Raw genomic sequence first — 16,924 nt, 5'->3', positions numbered from 1 at the left:
CTATTTTCTAATAAAAATCACTACATTCCCACATTTTTTTCATAATAAAACCAACTCCACCTAAATGAAGTTGGTTAATAACCCATGATTGGTACTAAACGTGCATTACAACATCTCTCATAAAACTCAATTGGGCCCGCTTGCCCAATAATTGCATATTCATAACCCTCTTGCTTCATACTATGCAGACTACAATGTAACAATTGCTTCCCTATACCTTTCACACGATTTTGTTTCGCCGTGCCCATTGGACCAAACAATCCTTTCTTTCCTCTCACTACGTCATAACAAGCAAAACCTACTATCACTTCTTCTTGTTCTGCTATATAAATAGGTACATTTTCTTTATATGTACGAAATCCGTACTCTATCGAATGTAACCAACGTTCACCGAATTCCTCACTAACAAAACTTACTAATTTCCCAAAATCAGAAGAGTTAGCCTTTCTAACATGACAAGTTAAATGAGTATAAGCAGGAACAAAACACTTTAAATCAACCGCTAAATCTCTTGGCTCTTCTACAATACGTAATATCTCTTTTTGTATTTGTGGATTTTCAATAAACGTATCCACGCGAAAGAGTGCATATATAACATGTCCTTCGTTCATTAATAGTTGCTGAAAACGTTCCATACGTTTTTTCGCTATTTGTAAAACTTCTAGCGTCTTATATGATAACTTATAATGCTCTATTTTTTTATACTCTTGATTCGTTAAATCATTTTGTTTTCGTATTGAAAGCTTTTCTAAAAAATCTGTACCCACGTTACGAAACAAATACATATACAACTCGCTGCATACGCCAGTACCTTCTTTACACATGCCAATAAATAAATGAACTGGTTGAATGATATTACTTTCTCCCTCTTCTGCTGCAATCTTCAATATGTTATGCACACGTTTTGTAAATTGAAATCCCTCCATATGTATTTCCTTCCCCTACTTTACTATTAAACCGTAACTATAAATAAGTGAAACAATGATTCCAACTACTAATATACCTGGAAGTAAATTTGCGACTTTAATTTTAATAAATCCCAGTAAGTTCAATCCAATAGCAGCTATCATAATACCGCCTGTAGCTGTCATTTCCAATATAAATTGATTCATTAATTCTTTCGGGACAACACTATTAATTTGTGTTGCAAAAACTGCGATGCCACCTTCATATAAAATTACTGGAATCGCTGAAAATACTACGCCAATCCCTAGAGTTGTCGTTAATATAATAGAAATAAATCCGTCGATAATCGCCTTCGTAAATAAAATATCGTGATTTCCGCGAATACCACTGTCGAGTGCACCCAGTATCCCCATCGCACCAATTGCAAAAATAAGTGTAGCTGTTACAAACCCTTCTGATATGCTCCCTTTCCCTTTTGATCCAACTTTATTTTCTAGCCAATCCCCTAACTGTTTTAACTTTCCTTCTAATTGTAACCATTCCCCAATGACCGTACCAATTACTAAACTTAAAATGACAACTAGAAAATTTTCACTTTTTAATGCCATTTGAAGTCCAAGCACAGTAACCGCTAAACCGATTGCGTGCATGATCGTTCCCTTCATACTTTCTGGAATCTTACTAAATAATTTACCTAGTAAAGTACCAAATATAATACAAACCCCATTTACAACTGCTCCTAATATAACCATTTCTCGTTCTTCACCCTTCGAATTCTTTATTTCTATATTTTGGTTTACACATTGATTTACAGGTTATCTATATGTTAACTTAATATTGAGAATATTAACAAATGTTTTTCACTACATAAACCGCATTTTTTTGTATCTGTACATACACCAATTACTTTTTTATAGACTCATTGCTAATCTAATTGCGAGATAAACTCAAAAGGGAAGGTATTTATGAAAACTTTACTAAAACGATTTTTGTTAATAGCCTTTTGTATTACACCAATTGTTGTATTAATTAACCACTCTTTTACTTCAAAGGCGACAGACAAACCCGATTTCCAAAACAAATCTAGTAAAACTACTTCAAAAAGCGACAAGAAAATAGAAGACCCGGAAATTACACTCACCTTCTCTGGTGATACAATGTTCGATTGGCAATTACGTCCGGTAATCGAAAAAAACGGGGCTGATTATCCATTCCAGCATGTAAAAGAAGAAATAACAAAAGCTGATATTTCTTTCGTTAATTTAGAGTCAGCATTTACAACGAAAGAAAAGAAAGCTCCTGGACAACTGTTTTGGATTAAAAGTGATCCATCCACGCTTCAAGCGATAAAAAACACTGGATATGACATCGTAAATATTGGGAATAACCATACACTTGATTATGGACAAGATGGATTATTAGACACGATTTCTCACGTAGAAAAATTAAAGTTCCCTTACATTGGAGCCGGAAAAAATGCAAAAGATGCATATACTGCACGAGAAATGACTGTAAAAGGAAAAAAATTCAAATTCCTTTCATTCGTCCGATTTATGCCTGATTTTACTTGGGTAGCTGATGACAATAAACCTGGCGTTGCGAACGGGTATGATTTAAATCTTGTAACAAAAACAATTAAAGAGCAAAAGAAAGATGCAGACTATTTAATTGTCTATATGCATTGGGGTGTCGAAAAATCAAATCGTCCGGTAGATTATCAAAAACAATATGTAAATAAAATGGTTACAGCAGGAGCCGACGCGATTGTCGGAAGTCATCCACATTGGTTACAAGGGTTTGAATATTATAATAACGTTCCTGTCGCTTACTCATTAGGAAACTTTTTATTCCCAAGTTATGTGAACGGAAAAAGTGCTGAAACTGGTGTATTAACTTTAACTTTTAAAGGAAAGGATGTCCAAATGTCATTCAATCCTTATATCATCCGTAACAACCAAGTTTCCCCTGTAAATGAGGAAGAAAAGAGAAAAGCTCTACAATATTTACAAGAAGTTTCAAGCGATGTAGAAATTGATGATACCGGAAAAATAAAAAACAGACGAAACTAAACAGCGCATAATCTATTTTCCTGTAATATACATTAAAGAATAGGTGATGAACATGCTAAAAGATTTATTAGAAAATGTAAGTTTGTTAGAGAATATTTATAAAATGTCTATAGCCGTTCTACTTTTATGTTCACTTTTCTCTGTTAGACTCCTAAAAAAACTAAAACGGGAACGAAAACTTACTACCTTTGAATTTACTATGTATGTAATCATTCGTATTGCGATACTCTTTTGGTTAGCTAGCTTTATTCTTCTTGAATTTAATGAATATCTAGTTTAACTATAAAAAAGATAGAACAAGCATTATATTTCCTCGCTTGTATCTATCTTTTTTATTTGGGTGCTAACTCTTTCCTTCCATTAAATAAGCAAATCAAACAAAACAGGATTTTTATTAAGCTCCATAAATTGAATGTTATTTTCTTTAAAACGGGTAATTAATTGCTCGTAATCTTCTTTATGTTTTAATTCTACTCCGACTAATGCTGGACCATTTTCCTTATTATGTTTCTTAATATACTCAAAGCGAGTAATATCATCTTCTGCTCCTAATCCTTTATCAAGAAATTCTCTTAACGCACCTGAACGCTGTGGGAATTCAATGATGAAATAATGCTTTAACCCTTCGTAAATAAGAGAACGTTCTTTCATTTCTTGCATTCTATCAATATCATTATTCCCACCACTTAGCGTACATACAACTGTTTTACCTTTTATTTCATCTCTATATAAATCAAGCGCTGCAATAGATAGCGCACCAGCCGGTTCAGCTACAATTGCATTTTTCTTATACAGTTCTAAAATCGTCGTACAAACCTTTCCTTCTGGTATTAAAACAATATCATCAATTACATCTTTACACGTTTCAAATGTTAACTTTCCTACCTTTTTAACAGCTGCCCCATCAACAAAACTATCTATTTTCTCCAATGCGACATTTTCATTTTGAAGAAAAGCCTCTTTCATAGATGCAGCTCCCATTGGCTCTACACCAATGATCTTTGTAGCAGGACTAACACCTTTCACATATGTACCAACTCCTGATGCTAATCCACCACCGCCAATTGCTGTAAAGATATAATCAACCGTTTTCTCCATATCATGCATAATTTCAACTGCGACTGTCCCTTGACCAGCAATAACATATGGATCATCAAATGGGTGAACAAACGTCATCCTATTTTCTTCACAATAGCGCTGTGCTTCTTGGAAAGAGCTATCAAATGTATCACCAACTAATACAATTTCTGCGAAATCACCACCGAAAAATTGTACTTGTGACACTTTTTGTTTAGGTGTCGTCGTCGGCATGAAAATTTTTGACGGAATCTTCAATAAATTACACGTATAAGCTACTCCTTGCGCATGATTACCAGCACTTGCACAAACAACACCGTTTTGTAATTGCACTTTCGGTAAACTTTGAATTAGATTATACGCACCACGAATTTTGAAAGAGCGAATTAATTGTAAGTCTTCTCTTTTTACATAAACGTCACAATCATATTTCTCAGATAAAACTGTATCACGTTGTAACGGTGTTTTAATAACGATATCTTTCATGCAATTATGAGCCATTAAGATATCTTCAATTTTCACTCTCTCCTTTACCTTTTGCACCATTTCATATCATCCTTATCTCTTTTATATTGGCTCAATCAAAATTTGGGACTTTTAAGACTGCACCTGTATTCGCCGACGTTACCATCTGTGCGTAGCGCCCAAGCCATCCCGTTTTCACTTTCGGTTCTGGTCGTTTCCATTCTTTTTTACGCTTATCTAATTCTTCATCACTAATTCTTACTTCTAACACCCTTTCCTCAACATCGATACAAACGATATCCCCTTGTTCAAGAAGTGCAATCGTTCCGCCCGCAGCTGCTTCTGGTGAAATATGCCCTACTGAAATACCACGTGAAGCACCAGAGAAACGACCATCCGTTAATAGCGCAACATCTGCACCTAATCCCATGCCAGCAATTGCTGACGTTGGTGCTAACATTTCCGGCATACCAGGACCGCCTCTTGGTCCTTCATAACGAATAACAACTACATCGCCTTTCTTCACTTTCCCAAGCATAATACCCGCAAGAGCCTCATCTTGTGAATTAAAAATAACGCATGGTCCTTCAAATCGTTTTACTTCAGTTGCCCCACTTTTAATAACTGCCCCATCCTTCGCAAGGTTTCCTTTTAATATACGTAATCCACCTTCTTCACTATGAGGGTTTTCAAGAGAATGAATAACTTCCTTATCTTTAATCTCTGCATGAGCAATGTTCTCTCTTAACGTCTGCCCCGTAGCAGTAATACGATCTAAATGAAGTATTCCTTCTTTTCGGCTCATCTCTTTCAAAATTGCACTAATCCCGCCTGCACGATCAATATCTTCCATATGCCAATTGGAAGCAGGGCTTACTTTACATAAATGTGGTACACGCCTTGAAACGGCATCAATACGGCTCATATCATAATCTAGTCCTGCCTCATGTGCGAGTGCTAATGTATGTAACACTGTATTTGTTGAACCGCCCATCGCCATATCAAGCGCGAACGCATCATCAATTGCTTCTTCTGTTACGATGTCTCTCGGTTTAATATCTCTTTCAATTAAAATCTTTAATTTTTCTGCTGCTTCTTTAATTAACTCCTCACGTCTCGGATCAATAGCCAAAATACTTCCGTTACCAGGAAGAGCTAAACCTAACACTTCACATAAACAGTTCATAGAGTTCGCTGTAAACATACCGGAACAAGAACCACAAGATGGACAGCCATGATCTTCAATATCCTTTAATTCTTCTTCTGAAATTTTCCCAGATTGATACGCTCCTACTCCTTCGAAAACAGAACTTAAATCGACAACTTCTCCTTTAGATGTTTTTCCTGCTGCCATCGGGCCGCCTGAAACAAACACAGTCGGAATGTTAATACGTAGTGCAGCCATCATCATACCTGGTGTAATTTTGTCACAGTTTGGAATACAAATCATGCCATCAAACCAATGTGCGTTTACAACCGTTTCCACTGAATCTGCAATAATTTCACGACTCGGAAGCGAATAACGCATACCGATATGCCCCATCGCAATACCGTCATCTACTCCAATTGTATTAAATTCAAAGGGAACCATACCTGCTGCACGTACTGCTTCTTTAACAAGTTTCCCAAACTCATTTAAGTGCTTATGACCTGGAATAATTTCAATAAAAGAATTACAAATAGCTATAAACGGTTTATCAAAATCTTCATCTTTCAAACCAGTTGCTTTTAATAAACTACGATGCGGCGCTTTATCAAAACCTTTTTTAATCATGTCACTTCTCATCTTGTCAAATCCCCTCTTACGTATTTTTCACTTACAATCTATTACTCTATTTCTTTACTAATTCTTTCGGTGCATGAATCCAGCTCATCATTTCACGAAGCTCTGCTCCTACTTTTTCTAACTGATGATTTTGCTCTGCTTTTTTCATCACATTATACGTTGGACGCCCAGCTTGGTTTTCTAAAATCCATTTCTTCGCGAATTCACCTTGCTGAATTTCTGTAAGTACTCGTTTCATTTCTTTCTTCGTTTCATCTGTAACAATTCTCGATCCTGTTACATAATCTCCGAACTCTGCCGTATCTGAAATAGAATGGCGCATGTTCGTTAAACCACCTTCGTACATTAAATCAACAATTAACTTTAATTCATGTAAACATTCGAAGTATGCAATTTCAGGGCGATATCCGCCTTCTGTTAACGTTTCAAAACCAGCTTTCACAAGTGCAGTTACACCTCCGCAAAGTACCGCTTGCTCACCAAACAAATCCGTCTCTGTTTCTTCTTGGAATGTCGTTTCAATTACACCTGCACGTGTACACCCTACACCTTTTGCATACGCAAGCGCTACATGTAATGCGGTGCCCGTTGCATCTTGATGTACTGCGACTAATGCTGGAACACCATTTCCTTCTTGAAATACACGGCGAACGAGATGACCTGGACTTTTTGGCGCAACCATCGCTACATCTACGTAACTTGGCGGATTAATTTGGCCGAAGTGAATGTTAAATCCATGTGAAAAAAGTAACATTTGTCCTTCACGAAGATTCTCTTCTACCTCTGCTTTATACACATGAGCTTGCTGTTCATCTGGCAGTAACATTTGTACAACTTGCGCGGTTCGAACTGCTTCTGAAACAGACATCACTTCAAATCCATCTGCTTTTGCTACTTCAAAAGACTTACCAGGCCGAACACCAACTACAACTTCCACACCAGAATCGCGTAAATTTTGCGCCTGTGCATGACCTTGAGACCCATAGCCAATTACCGCAACTGTTTTCCCTTGCAATAACTCTACATTTGCATCTTGCTCATAATATGTTTTCATACTCCATACACTCCTTATAATTTGTTTACTTGCAGTACATTGATTAACTTTTTCAACTGACCGACGAGTAATATTGCTTCTTGTTCTGTACAAACTGCCGTTAACTCCATTTCACTTTCATTTAAATTTAATGAAGAAATATAATAACCACGCCGAGCAAAAATTCCACTTATGCGTAATAAGACATTTGGATCGTTATCGATAACTAATGAAAAAGTATGACTCATTCTTCCCACCTCTTCATAATCATTTCGTTATTCCCTTTATTTGGTGGAACTATCGGAAATACGTTTTCACCTTCTTCTACACAAAAATCAACTACGACAGGTCCTTCATGAGCAAATGCTTCTAACATCACTTGTTTCGCCTCAGTTGAATTTGTCGCTCTTAACCCTTTCACTCCATAAGCTTCTGCAACTTTCACAAAATCTGGCGATCCAATTTTCGACTCTGATAATCGATTTTCATAAAACATTTCTTGCCATTGCCTTACCATCCCTAAAAATTTATTGTTTATAATAAATACTTTTACAGGGATGTTATTTTCAGCAATTGTTTGTAGTTCTTGAATATTCATTTGAAAAGAAGCATCACCTGCAATACAAATAACGAGTTCTTCTTCTTTTGCAAGCTGAGCACCAACTGCCGCCGGGAAGCCAAATCCCATCGTTCCTAATCCACCTGATGTTAGAAAAGTCCGCGGGTTTTTCGCTTTATAAAAATGCGCAGCCCACATTTGATGCTGTCCTACTTCTGTCGTAACAATCGCTTCACCATTCGTTAATTCACTTACTAAGCTAATAACATGCTGTGGTTTTAACTCACTTTCTTTTTGAATATAGGAAAGAGGGTATTCCGCTTTCCATTCCTCGGTTTTCGTAAGCCATTCATCTGTCTGTGTACAAATTGGCATATGTAACAACATGTGTAACGCTTTTTTCACATCTCCAACAACTGGATATTCCACAGTTACATTTTTATGAAACTCCGAAGGATCTATATCAATATGTACCTTTTTTGAATAGGGAGAAAAGAGTTCTAATTTTCCTGTTACACGATCATCAAAGCGAACACCTAAAGCAAGTAATAAGTCACATTCTGTTACTGCCATATTTGCAGCGTACGTTCCATGCATACCGAGCATTCCTAAAAATAATGGATCTCCCGGCGGATATGCACCCAGTCCCATTAAAGTTGACACGACTGGAATACGATTCTCCCTCGCAAATTTGATAAGTTCATCAGATCCACCTGAGTGAATGACACCTCCTCCAATATAAAGAAGTGGGCGTTTCGCTTTTGAAATTTCTTTAGCTACCTCTTTCAGTTTCATACTATCTGGCATAGGCTCTAGTTTGTACCCTGGAATCTCAATTACTTCATTGTAAAAACTTGTTACCTTTTCAATTTGAACATCTTTTGGAATATCAATTAATACTGGTCCTGGCCGCCCGCTTTCGGCGATGTAAAAAGCTTCTTGTACAATACGTGATAACTGATTCACATCACGAACTTGGTAATTATGCTTCGTAACAGGTACTGTAATTCCGACAACATCAGCTTCTTGAAACCCGTCTTTTCCAATGAGTGGTGTTGCAACTTGCCCTGTAATGACAACTAAAGGAATCGAATCCATATAAGCATCTGCTAAGCCCGTAACTAAATTTGTCGCCCCTGGGCCAGAGGTAGCAAATACTACCCCGACCTTTCCAGAAGCTCTTGCATAACCTTCAGCCGCATGAATAGCAGCTTGTTCATGACGAGTTAATATATGCTTCAATCCACTTTCATATAGCGCATCGTACACTGGTAAAATTGCTCCGCCCGGATAACCGAAAACAGTCGTTACGCCTAATTTCTTTAAGCATTGAATAACGTGTCCAGCTCCTGTCCCTTCTTCACACTGCAATTTCTCATAAGTTGTATATTGCTTCATTTCAATTAACTCCTCTCCCTACCTACAGTAAGCTTTCTGCCAGCCCTGGAACACGTACGCCTCTTTCTCTCGTTAACTTTTTAAATTCCTCAGTCAATTGTTTCGTTACACTTCCTGGTTTCCCATCTCCAATTTCTCTTGAATCAACCTTTACAACTGGAATTAATTCAGCTGCCGTTCCTGTTAAAAACACTTCATCCGCTACATATACGTCATGGCGAGTGAATGGTCTTTCCTCACACGGAATACTCAGTCGCTCACATAACTCGATAACACTATTTCTCGTAATGCCTTCTAGCGCTCCTAAATAAGAAGGCGGTGTTAACACTTTTCCATCTTTCACAACGAAAACATTATCTCCAGATCCTTCACAAACATATCCTTGTTGATTTAACATAAGTGCCTCTAGCACTCCTGCTTGTGCCGCTTCAATTTTTACAAGTACGTTATTTAAGTAGTTCATTGACTTAATTCGTGGGTCTAATGCATCTGGCATATTACGTCTTGATGCAACAGATACGACACTTAGTCCATTATCGTAAAATTCCTGAGGGAATAATTTTAATTGTTCTGCAATGATAATAACGCTCGGTTTCACACAACTTCTCGGATCGAGCCCTAAGTCCCCTTTTCCTCTTGAAACAATTAACCGAATATAAGCATCTGCATACTCATTTTTTTGAAGTGTCTGTAAAACTGCTTCTTCCATTTCGTCAACCGTCAGTGGGATTGTAAGTAAAATAGATTTTGCCGATTCATATAATCGTTTTACATGTTCTTTTAAACAAAATACATTTCCACCGTAACTACGAATCCCTTCAAATACACCGTCTCCGTATAAAAAACCATGATCATATACTGAAACAACTGCCTTTTCTTTTTCTACAAATTCCCCATTCATATAAATGTACTGATTTCCCATCTCACATCGCTCCTCTTTTTTTCTCTCTATTTTTGCAATCTATTTCTATATCGATTGCTGAGATGAGTATTTTTTAACAGAATATTCAGTATATAAATCTTAAAAATATACTCGTCTCAACAATCGATTACATACATACTTGTAGCAATCCATTGCTGAGACGAGGGAATCGTGGTACCACTCAGCTTCCTTACACTTCTCACGAAATATAAGCTCTGCAAGTCCAATTAGACTTTTGTTTTTCTATCGGAAACAACTCCGCTACTTTTTACTAGTTTTCAAAAGTAGTGCTCCGAGGTGATCTTCAATGATGACATTGTTACCACCCTCACAGCATCTGGGTAGCTCTCTGAAACAATTTTTATCATTTACTCTCCTCTTCTACGCATTCTCTTATTTTTAAAAATAAAAACTCTCGCCTCAGCAATCAACTACTACAATTTAGTAGCTTTGATTGCTGAGGCGAGAGTTTCGCGTTACCACTCAGCTTCCTTATACTTCTCACGAAATATAAGCTCTGTAGGTCCAATTAGACCCCCGTCCTTTTACCGGAGACGATGCCGTCGCCCTCTACTCAGTTTCCCTTTCGCAAGCGATGCTCCGAGGTGATCTTCAATGACTCGATTGTTACTACTCTCACAGCCTTGGAGTAGCTCTCTGAAACGATCATAATCATCTACTTTCCTCTTCTTTGCATATACAACATATAAAGTTAGAAAATTCTTAATTAACTTTCATTTGTTAAACGTATTATAGGACGTTGTTCTTTTCATTGTCAACATGTTTTTTAAAAATATTTTTAATAATACATATATTTTCGAATCTTTTTTATTGCGCAATAAAACTTTTTATATAATACTATATAAAACATATATATTTAGGAGGATTACAACAATGTCCGAAAAAACATACGAACTCGCAACCTTCGCAGGCGGTTGCTTTTGGTGCATGGTAAAGCCGTTTGATGAACTTCCTGGTATTCATAAAGTACTTTCTGGCTATGCAGGTGGTCATGTAGAAAACCCAACATATGAACAAGTAAAAGCGGGTACATCTGGTCATTTAGAAGTTGTACAAATTACATTTGATCCTTCTATTTTCCCATATGAAAAATTACTAGATTTATATTGGCCACAAATCGATCCAACTGATGATGGCGGACAATTCTTTGACCGTGGTCCATCTTATCGCACCGCTATTTTTTATCATACCGAAACGCAAAAAGAGCTTGCTGAAAAATCAAAACAAACTCTTGCAGAAAGCGGTATGTTTAAAGAGCCAATCGTAACTAAAATTCGCCCAGCTGCACCTTTTTATGAAGCTGAGGAATACCATCAACACTTCTATAAAAAGAACCCAGAAAAATATGCTACTGAGCAAAAAGAATCTGGCCGTGAAGACTTTATAAAAGAAAATTGGCAAAAAAAATAATAAAAATGCATCGTACCTTTTTAGTACGATGCATTTTTATCGTTGAAAAAAGTACCATACAATGATGAGAACAACCGCTGTTAATGTCCAAAGTGCGATTTCGTTTTTCACTCTACTCTTTTTCTTAGTCATTTCGTTTCCTCCTAGTATAGCAATTAAACATAGTCAAGACTTCCTTTGTTTAATTGTCCACTTCATAAAAGCAAATAAATCCTTACAAATTCTTATAACAAGACCACCAACGATTCCGATTGTAATTGAAATTACTAACATCTGTACAAAACTAAGAGTAGTTGTGTATGTTATGTAGATAACAATACATATAAGTAAAACATCCGGTAAAGAAAGTAAAAACTTTTTAAACATCTCTTTAGCTCTCCTATGTTTTATTTATAAATTATATCTTTTAAAAAAGAAATCTATTACCGTTTCTTAAATAAAAAACCTCCAGTTTAAGCACTAGAGGTTTTCCATTTTATTTCTTCAATCTCTCAATAAAATCCTGTAATTTATCAAGTGATTTCATATTCTGATTACAGGCCACGGCATCTTTGCAAATATAGTTTCCCTTTTTCACGAAAGTTCCTGGTATATCACCTTTAATTTCAACTAAAAACATCCCTACTTCTTCATGTCCGTGACATAAAGAACAAATGCTCTTTTTATTTAAACTTTGAAACGTTCCTTGCAGACCAACAAACTTATTTTTATCATTTTTTGCTATAATAAATTTCCTGCTTGACCCTTTATCAATCCAGCTTAAATAAGATAATTCTTTCATGTCCATTTCTTCCATATCAGGAAGCTTTAATTTTTTCACCTTAGGAAATAATTTTTTTAATGTTTGTGCTGTAACTTCCTGAAACGGAATGACGTACGGATTTATTTTCATTAAAAACGATTCTGCATCTTCTCTATTTTGAACGGTTAATACCGTATCGATTAACTCTTTCTGCTCATCCGTTAAATTCTCAAATACATGTATTATCTTTTCAATTGCTAATGATTTTAACGCTTGAATGACACCTCTATCATTTGCCGTTGCGTGCCCATTCGCTAAAATATAAGCTTGTGATTTTATAAAATTATATTGATCACTTCTAATAAAAGCTTCCATCTTTATCACTCCATACAAATTGTTGATCTAATCTTATTGTATACAATGATTTGGCTTTTTGGTATGTAAAAGATAACTTAGAAACGAATATTACATACATCGATTATATTTTACCGCTCCATTTCCTGACAAAAGAAGCCATCATCTGTTTTCCATTCCGCATATAACACGTCTTCAAATTTAGTAATTCCTTTTTGCTTTATTTGCTTATACAGCCATCCTTCATCAAAGCCCGCTTCTCTCAAATTATCTTTCACTACTTTTCCATCACTAATTAATGAAATTGGTAAGTATACAGGCTTATGTTTTAAACTTAAATCATTTATAGTGGGAGATTCGTATTTACTTTTTTTCAGAACACTTATATTTCCGTTAGGTTCTAATATCATATATTCAACTTCTCGGATTGAAAATATATCTTTTTGTTGCCTAAGCATTTGTTGTAATTGGTTAATGTCCAAATGATTTACACTTAATTGTTCACGATCAATCTTTCCATTACGGATAATAATGGAAGGATATCCTTCAAAAAACTTTCTTGTTCCTCTTATTTTTTGCGTTATCACTTCTATTGTATAAATTAAAATTACCCATACAAATACTGAATATAAAATAGACCACACTTTAATTTTAGGGTCATATATTGAATTTCCAACGAGCTCACCAAGGACGATAGCAGAAATAAAATCAAAAGGTGTTAGCTGAGATATTTGTGTTTTCCCTAGTATTTTTGTAGCAATTAATAGAACAAAGAAACCAATTAAAAGCTCTATCGTTATTTGTCCAATATGATTCATATATGTTCACCTTTCTACTTTTCAAGTGCTCTGTATACCATTTAATAAAAAAACGGCACATTTTTTTCTATTATCATGCCCGTTCACATCTCATATATCCAATACATATAAAACAAAAAGAGTCTGATTCAAAGTAATATGAATCAGACTCTTTTCCTGTTATTTAGAATACACAATCTTTTTTATCGTTTCTCCGGAAAGAAAATACTCTTCTGCAAGTTGATGAATAGCAATTCCGCTTTTAAACGCTTCTTTAATGGCTTTGTTTCTTTCATCTAACTGTTTTCTTCCTCCAGATCGTGTCCCCCATTTATAATGTTTCGTTTCTTGTTTTGGAATGTAAATTGTTTCACCTTGTATATACTTTTGAATTTCAGTAATTAAACTCTCTGGTAAAACTGCCTTAGCTTTTACGTATTTCATTTCTGCTCGCCCCTTATTTTTTATGGTTCATTTCAATAAGGTGCAAAGCCAAATACAAAAAATGATACAAGCTCATTTTGGCGATGAATTGTATATTACCTGTCTACCTCACGCAAAGTATCGCCATTTCCATACTTGGCTTTGCATGAGACGCTGCAGTGTCTGGCAATTGAATTATAATCGCCATGTAAACACCTCCTAATATACCTTTTTCATTACATTATATGATAAATTCCTTCCCCTTGCATCCACATCCTTTTTAAAGCATGAAATTACTTAGTTTGATATAATACTTTTTAGTCCAATCAAAAACTATAGTGAGGTTGCTTTATGAAAAAGAAAATAATCATTACAATCATTACATTATTCATTATTACTGTAGCATTATTCGGAACATACAAATTGATGAATGCAAGAAGCTTTCAATTATTTGGAGATTTAACAAATCGAGTAGAAACAAATGAAAAGGTGATTGCTTTAACTTTTGATGATGGCCCTACTAACAATGTAAAACAAATATTACCGCTACTAGATACATACAATGCAAAAGCTACTTTCTTTTTAATTGGAAATGAATTAGAGAAAAACCTATCGTTAGGAAAATCTATCGTACAATCTGGACACCAAGTTGGAAACCATACATATTCTCATAACAGAATGGTTTTTAAAACACCTTCTTTTATTAAAGAAGAAATAGAAAAAACGAATGCATTAATCCGCCAAACAGGATTTACAGGCGCCATTGATTTTAGACCACCTAACGGGAAAAAGCTAATTGGTCTGCCCTATTATTTAAATAAAAACAATATCGAAACAATCACCTGGGACCTTGAACCTGATACTTTTTATAAATCTGCTGCTGATAAAATTGAATATGTTAATAAAAATGTAAAACCAGGTTCTATCATTTTACTGCACTCTATGTATGATGAGTCTAATGAAAGTTTACAGACCATTGAAGGTATTTTAGACTCTTTATCTAAGAAGGGCTATCAGTTCGTAACAGTAAACGAACTACAAAAAAGTACAAAGTAAGAAAGGTAGCGTATCATACAATGATACGCTACCTTTTTGTTTAAATAATGCCAAGTACATTTAAGAATACGATAATAATCGCAATTGGTGCGATGAAGCGAAGTAAGAATAACCATAATACGAATAATTTATAGCCTTTATTTTTACTTACACCAAGCTCTTTCATTAATACATCTTTCTTCATTTTTAAAGGAACAAAGATAGAAACTAATAAAACACCAAGTGGCATTAATACGTTACTAACTGCATAATCCGCTAAATCAAAGACTGTCTTTCCGAAAATCTTCAGATCGCTTAATATACCAAATGACAATGCTGATGGTACTCCTACAACGAAGATTAATAAACCTACGATTAAAGCCATTTTTTCACGTTTCCCTTTACCTTTTGCAGTTAAAGATGCCACGCTAATTTCTAACATCGAAATCGCTGATGTAATAGTAGCAAAGAAGAATAGTAGTAAGAAAACGATGAAGAAGAATTTTCCGAATGCCATTTTACTAAAAATAGCTGGCAGTACGATAAATAATAGTCCCGGTCCTTGAGATGGTTCCATTCCAAATGCGAACACTACTGGGAAAATTGCAAGTCCTGCAAGTAATGTAATCACAAGCGTTAAAGCTACGATAGAAAATGCTGAACGCGGTAAACTTTCCTCTTTCGGTAAGTATGAGCTATACGTTACCATTACTGCTACTCCGACTGATAGTGAGAAGAACGATTGTCCCATCGCATATAAAATAACTTCTGATGTTACATGTGAGAAATCAGGTTGTAAGAAGAAACGAACCCCTTCTCCTGCACCATCTAACGTAAGTGCACGAACGATTAATACAAAGAATAAAACGAATAGTGCTGGCATGAAATATTTATTTACTTTTTCAACACCATTTTGTACACCTTTACTTACGATAAAAATAGTAATAAGGATGAATAATAGCTGTGATCCTACTGCTAAATACGGATTGGAAATGATTTCACCAAACGTAGCTTCGTATGCACCATTTCCTTCCCATAGTCTACCTGTAATTGCATTCCATAAATATAATAAAATCCAGCCTCCTACAACACTGTAGAAAGAAAGTAATATGAAACATGTTACAATCCCTAATTTCCCTAACCATGGCCATAATGTTTTTGGTGCGATTTCTCTATACGCATCAACAGCCTCTTTTTGTGTACTTCTTCCGATAACGAATTCAGCTAATAATAGCGGTAAACCAATTAATAATGTGAAACCGATGAAAATAAGGAAGAACGCGCCGCCCCCTCCAATTCCGGCCATATACGGGAACTTCCAAATAGCCCCTAGACCAATTGCTGAACCTGCCGCAGCTAATACGAAACCTAATTTCGATGTCCATTGCTGTGAATTCATTTGTTAATCTCCTCTCTTTATCTTTTTCTGTTTTACAATTCGGTATTTATATTGTTCTATCCACACTCTTTTCTAATACATTCACTTCCTCTCTACTAATAAAAAACGCCCCTACGTAAATACGTAGGGACGACAAAAATATCGCGGTACCACCCTAGTTATGAAGATACACCAAAGTTAGGACCTAAATAAAAAACGTCCCTACGCAAATACGTAGGGACGATAAATTATCGCGGTACCACCCTAGTTATGAAGCCACAACAAAGTAAGACCTAAATAAAAAACGTCCCTACGTAAATACGTAGGGACGATAAATATCGCGGTACCACCCTAGTTGTGAAACAATCTTCACCACTTTATTTGATAACGGTATAAACTACCGTCTTTCATTTCCTCATAATGTGAGATTTATGAAAGATGCTCCAGGACGAACTTCATGAATAATCTATATACTGATTCACACCAACCATCAGCTCTCTGTAATAGGGAGATATTCACTACTATACCCTTTCATTGCCCAAATATTAT

17 protein-coding genes and 3 other annotated features are annotated in these 16,924 nt (G+C 35.6%); of the genes, 4 read left to right on the top strand and 13 right to left on the bottom strand.

What is annotated here, in order from left to right:
* Nucleotides 1–74 precede the first annotated feature (74 nt).
* Both RCJ96_RS11340 and RCJ96_RS11335 read right to left on the bottom strand, forming a co-directional pair.
* Nucleotides 75–926: a GNAT family N-acetyltransferase gene (locus RCJ96_RS11340; RefSeq protein ID WP_416503672.1), complete on the bottom strand. Its 852-nt coding sequence runs from the start codon at nt 924–926 to the stop codon at nt 75–77.
* A gap of 15 nt (nt 927–941) precedes the next feature.
* Nucleotides 942–1,658, bottom strand: coding sequence for a DUF554 domain-containing protein (locus tag RCJ96_RS11335; protein WP_270795713.1), 717 nt, complete (start codon nt 1,656–1,658; stop codon nt 942–944).
* Nucleotides 1,659–1,871: 213 nt separating this feature from the next.
* On the opposite strand from RCJ96_RS11335, the gene RCJ96_RS11330 reads away from it, so the two are divergent.
* Together RCJ96_RS11330 and RCJ96_RS11325 are read left to right on the top strand one after the other, a co-directional pair.
* Nucleotides 1,872–2,975 (top strand): CapA family protein, encoded by a 1,104-nt coding sequence (locus RCJ96_RS11330; RefSeq protein ID WP_074608423.1) that lies wholly within the window; start codon nt 1,872–1,874, stop codon nt 2,973–2,975.
* A gap of 52 nt (nt 2,976–3,027) precedes the next feature.
* Complete coding sequence (locus RCJ96_RS11325) at nt 3,028–3,255, top strand: hypothetical protein (protein ID WP_074608421.1); 228 nt, start codon at nt 3,028–3,030, stop codon at nt 3,253–3,255.
* An 80-nt stretch (nt 3,256–3,335) separates the two neighbouring features.
* Here the strand turns inward: RCJ96_RS11325 and ilvA are convergent, their stop codons facing one another.
* From ilvA to ilvE, 6 genes are read right to left on the bottom strand one after another with little or no spacing between them, the layout of a single operon-like run.
* Nucleotides 3,336–4,598: a threonine ammonia-lyase IlvA gene (gene ilvA / locus RCJ96_RS11320; protein WP_074608419.1), complete on the bottom strand. Its 1,263-nt coding sequence runs from the start codon at nt 4,596–4,598 to the stop codon at nt 3,336–3,338.
* 31 nt (nt 4,599–4,629) lie between these two features.
* Nucleotides 4,630–6,303 (bottom strand): dihydroxy-acid dehydratase, encoded by a 1,674-nt coding sequence (gene ilvD, locus RCJ96_RS11315; protein ID WP_270795716.1) that lies wholly within the window; start codon nt 6,301–6,303, stop codon nt 4,630–4,632.
* 46 nt (nt 6,304–6,349) lie between these two features.
* Nucleotides 6,350–7,357, bottom strand: coding sequence for a ketol-acid reductoisomerase (gene ilvC, locus RCJ96_RS11310; protein ID WP_416503671.1), 1,008 nt, complete (start codon nt 7,355–7,357; stop codon nt 6,350–6,352).
* A gap of 14 nt (nt 7,358–7,371) precedes the next feature.
* Nucleotides 7,372–7,584, bottom strand: coding sequence for an ACT domain-containing protein (locus RCJ96_RS11305; RefSeq protein ID WP_139302808.1), 213 nt, complete (start codon nt 7,582–7,584; stop codon nt 7,372–7,374).
* On the bottom strand, nt 7,581–9,293 hold the full coding sequence (gene ilvB, locus RCJ96_RS11300) for an acetolactate synthase large subunit (protein WP_416503670.1): 1,713 nt from the start codon (nt 9,291–9,293) through the stop codon (nt 7,581–7,583). The genes RCJ96_RS11305 and ilvB overlap by 4 nt, the downstream gene beginning before the upstream one ends.
* A gap of 22 nt (nt 9,294–9,315) precedes the next feature.
* Entirely contained in the window at nt 9,316–10,215 is a 900-nt protein-coding gene (ilvE, locus tag RCJ96_RS11295) for a branched-chain-amino-acid transaminase (protein WP_270795722.1), read from the bottom strand.
* A gap of 153 nt (nt 10,216–10,368) precedes the next feature.
* Nucleotides 10,369–10,608 (bottom strand) — a binding site (T-box leader).
* 62 nt (nt 10,609–10,670) lie between these two features.
* Nucleotides 10,671–10,916 (bottom strand) — a binding site (T-box leader).
* A 193-nt stretch (nt 10,917–11,109) separates the two neighbouring features.
* Between ilvE and msrA the strand changes: the two genes are divergently transcribed.
* Complete coding sequence (gene msrA, locus RCJ96_RS11290; RefSeq protein ID WP_270795724.1) at nt 11,110–11,646, top strand: peptide-methionine (S)-S-oxide reductase MsrA; 537 nt, start codon at nt 11,110–11,112, stop codon at nt 11,644–11,646.
* 165 nt (nt 11,647–11,811) lie between these two features.
* Here msrA and RCJ96_RS11285 read toward each other — a convergent pair whose 3' ends face one another.
* The 4 genes from RCJ96_RS11285 to RCJ96_RS11270 all read right to left on the bottom strand — a co-directional run bounded on the left by RCJ96_RS11285 (nt 11,812) and on the right by RCJ96_RS11270 (nt 13,983).
* Nucleotides 11,812–12,012, bottom strand: coding sequence for a hypothetical protein (locus RCJ96_RS11285; protein ID WP_070805744.1), 201 nt, complete (start codon nt 12,010–12,012; stop codon nt 11,812–11,814).
* Between the two features lie 109 nt (nt 12,013–12,121).
* A complete protein-coding gene (locus RCJ96_RS11280) occupies nt 12,122–12,763 on the bottom strand; it encodes a FusB/FusC family EF-G-binding protein (RefSeq protein ID WP_000387076.1) in 642 nt (213 codons plus the stop codon).
* A gap of 110 nt (nt 12,764–12,873) precedes the next feature.
* Nucleotides 12,874–13,560 carry a DUF421 domain-containing protein gene (locus RCJ96_RS11275; protein ID WP_001015528.1) on the bottom strand — a complete coding sequence of 229 codons (687 nt, stop codon included), beginning with the start codon at nt 13,558–13,560 and terminating at the stop codon, nt 12,874–12,876.
* Nucleotides 13,561–13,719: 159 nt separating this feature from the next.
* Nucleotides 13,720–13,983: a CD3324 family protein gene (locus tag RCJ96_RS11270; protein ID WP_000878319.1), complete on the bottom strand. Its 264-nt coding sequence runs from the start codon at nt 13,981–13,983 to the stop codon at nt 13,720–13,722.
* Between the two features lie 330 nt (nt 13,984–14,313).
* Here RCJ96_RS11270 and RCJ96_RS11265 point away from each other — a divergent pair, with 330 nt between their 5' ends.
* A complete protein-coding gene (locus RCJ96_RS11265; protein ID WP_416503669.1) occupies nt 14,314–15,018 on the top strand; it encodes a polysaccharide deacetylase family protein in 705 nt (234 codons plus the stop codon).
* Between the two features lie 40 nt (nt 15,019–15,058).
* On the opposite strand, the gene RCJ96_RS11260 is transcribed toward RCJ96_RS11265, so the two are convergent.
* Nucleotides 15,059–16,396 carry a sodium-dependent transporter gene (locus tag RCJ96_RS11260; RefSeq protein WP_001088182.1) on the bottom strand — a complete coding sequence of 446 codons (1,338 nt, stop codon included), beginning with the start codon at nt 16,394–16,396 and terminating at the stop codon, nt 15,059–15,061.
* 300 nt (nt 16,397–16,696) lie between these two features.
* Nucleotides 16,697–16,919 (bottom strand) — a binding site (T-box leader).
* Between the last annotated feature and the right edge of the window lie 5 nt (nt 16,920–16,924).

Source organism: Bacillus sp. BSL6, assembly GCF_052928345.1.
The sequence above is the reverse complement of the archived record's forward strand: the minus strand, read 5'-3'. Positions and strand labels throughout refer to the sequence as shown.